Raw genomic sequence first — 2,909 nt, 5'->3', positions numbered from 1 at the left:
AAAAAAAAAAAAAAAAATAAAATTAAATGTATCTACATTTGTAAATAATGTAGATATTAAAGTTTAAACAATAATACGAAAGGAATTATCAAAGTGAAATTGTTTAAGAAATTAATTCTTCCATTAATTGGAGGATTAACAATGTTTTCATTACCAGCAGTAGCTGCTGCATGTAACGAAACAAAGAAAGATGACATAAAAGTAGATAATACATCTACAAATAATGTCAGTACAACTAATACAGAAAACTCATCAACTACAACACAAAATGAAAATCAAGCAGATTCAAAAGTTGTAGATATTGAAAAAAGTAAAGTATTAGCAAACAAATTAAATGAAATCGTAACAGCCTATAAAACAGGCGTTCAAGCAAAATTTGGTGCTGAATATGAAATCGCTATGGGTGCTCCAACAGCTGAAGAAGCTGCTGAAATCGTTAAATTAATTGATGAAGCATTAGCGAAGATTCAAGAAGTAGATATTTATACAGCTAAAAATATTGATCCAAATTTAATTGCTTGGTATGATGGGGTTAAATACAACCTTGAAATTGAAAAAGGTAATTATGGTTCAGATATAAGATACTTATTGCCTAGTTATGCTTGAGGTCCAGCTTCAAGTTATATAGCTAACCCATTCTATAGAACTATTATGCTAAGAAGTGTAGTAGGAAGCGATAAAAGAGCTCAAGCAATAGTAGCTCAAAGATGACTTAAAACCATTCAAGATGCTGTTGCTAAAGGTGTAGTACCTTCTAAAGTATTTATTAAAACTAATGCAAACATTATTCTTAAGAACCAATACTCTGCAGAATTAAAAGAATTTTTAGATGCTGCTGATACACAAACTGCAACAATTGATCAATTCTTTGAAAAATTTGTTACACCTAAAGAAGAAGCTATTGCAGATGCAACTGAAAAAGAAGCAGTTAAACACATTAATGCATTCTACAAATACTATTTAACAACTTACTATAAAGCTTCAAAATATGGTTTTGGCGAAAACGCTACTGATTTAACTCTTTCAAAAACAAATTCAACAAATGAACTTGAAAGAATTTTAACAGTTCAAAATAAAGAAATTTATGGTGTAGGTTTAACTAAAAAAGATATGGACCAAAAGAATGCTGGTTTAGGATATATTCCAACCTTTGGTCCAGCTATTTATGCACAAACCTTGAAAATGGCTACTTCATCAGATTGAAGTGCTCAAACTGTATATGAAAAAGGTTATGATTCAACTAAATCTAATATCGATAATACAATTGCTTCAGCTCAAAGAATTGCGACCTTAATTACAGGTAATGCAAATTCTGAATGAAAAGAAACTATTAGATTTGATGCTGATGGTCCTGGACCTGATCAAGCACAAAGTATTGAAATTGTAATTAGAGACGCTTCGGGTAATATTGATAAAACAAACTTCTTTAAATGATTAAACTCAGAAGATTTCTTCTTTGGTAGAGAAGAAAAGAGTTTATGAACAGATGAATTTGTTGCTAACTTGAAAAAACAACCAGGTGCACAAAACGGAATTGAAGAACTTAAGAAATTCGGATATGACTTTTTAATCACACCAGAAGAAAAAGATAAAGCTTATAAAGGTATTACTAATGGTCAATTCTATGATGGCGCTCTAAGTGCATTCGTTGCATATTACCAATTCAAAGATTCTACAACTAACTATGGAAATTCATTCTTTGAATATCCAGCTCCAAACTATGAAATTCAAACCTATAATTATGCAGATAGAGAATATGAAGGTGTTGGTGCATATTCAAGCAATGTTCAAAAATTCATGTTTAACGCAGATCCATATTACTCATTACAAAAATGATCTGTAACAAGTTTTGCTAACCACGAAAGTATCATGGGACACCATAATCAAATTTACTATGCTATAGATCATAAAGCTTCTGTTGGTGATGTGAAATTAAGTGATAAAGTTGACTTTGACTTTACTTCATACATTGAAGGATGAGCCTTATTTATGGAATGATTTGGTATTGAAGCTGGATATTACGGAACTCCTGATTATGCTAATGCTAATTTATATGCAATGCCAACTAACTTCAAATTTGCTAAAGGTATAACAAGTTTCTACACTGAAGAAGAAAGCAAAGCAACAGCAGTTTCTGCTGAAGATATTGAATCTATTAAATCATTACATAATGGTATTTACTGACAAAAAGTAAATACAAAGAACATTTATACTGATGATGCTTCAAGAGCTAGAGCTGCAATTGAATTATGTAATATTTTACAATTCATTGGTGCTTTAAATGAAGCACAATTGCGTAACATGCGTTTAGCAATTGATACAGCATATAATGGTGGTAATGTAAGAGGTAAAGCCGGTTTAGATGGCGGAGCTTCAATTAATGAAGTTAGAGAATTTATGAAAACTAATTCAGCACTAGGTGCTGGTGATATAGCCAGTGAATCTATTAGATACTTCACCTGTGTAGGTCAAGCTACTTCATATAACTCAGGTAAAGAAATCTTTATTGATTTATACAAAAAAGTTTATACAAAACTTAACCAATCGAGACCTGAATTTATCGCTAAAAATAACCACGAAAACACTAAGAAATTCTTTGATATTGTACTTAGAAATGGTGCATTACCAATGGGATCGGTTGAAAAAATCGTAAACTACATTTACGACATTAAATAATTTAATTATTTAGCTTCCTGTTAATTCAGGAAGTTTTTATTTAATTAAAAAACGCCTGTTTTATAGGCGTATTAGACAAACATTTTTTGCAATAATGCTTTTTTGATGTCTTTGAGTTTGGTGAGTTTTTTGGCTTGGAGGGTGATAAGTTTATCAACTGCAGTCAAAAATTCAGCGATTTTTGACTGCTCAATAAGTTCTGAAATTTCTACTAAATTTTCAGAATAGTCTGA

1 protein-coding gene is annotated in these 2,909 nt (G+C 30.7%); it reads left to right on the top strand.

Going from position 1 to position 2,909, the window contains the following annotated elements; all coding sequences use genetic code 4:
- Nucleotides 1-93 precede the first annotated feature (93 nt).
- The gene (locus tag T390_RS03950; protein ID WP_156930770.1) at nt 94-2,676 is read left to right on the top strand and encodes a DUF885 family protein; all 2,583 of its coding nucleotides are present in this window, start codon (nt 94-96) and stop codon (nt 2,674-2,676) included.
- Nucleotides 2,677-2,909: the final 233 nt, after the last annotated feature.

The organism is Mycoplasmopsis felifaucium ATCC 43428, from assembly GCF_000687775.1.
Taxonomy (GTDB): Bacteria; Bacillota_I; Bacilli_A; order Mycoplasmatales; family Metamycoplasmataceae; genus Mycoplasmopsis; species Mycoplasmopsis felifaucium.
Note: the sequence above shows the minus strand (reverse complement) of the source record. Positions and strands in the feature narration are given on the sequence as shown.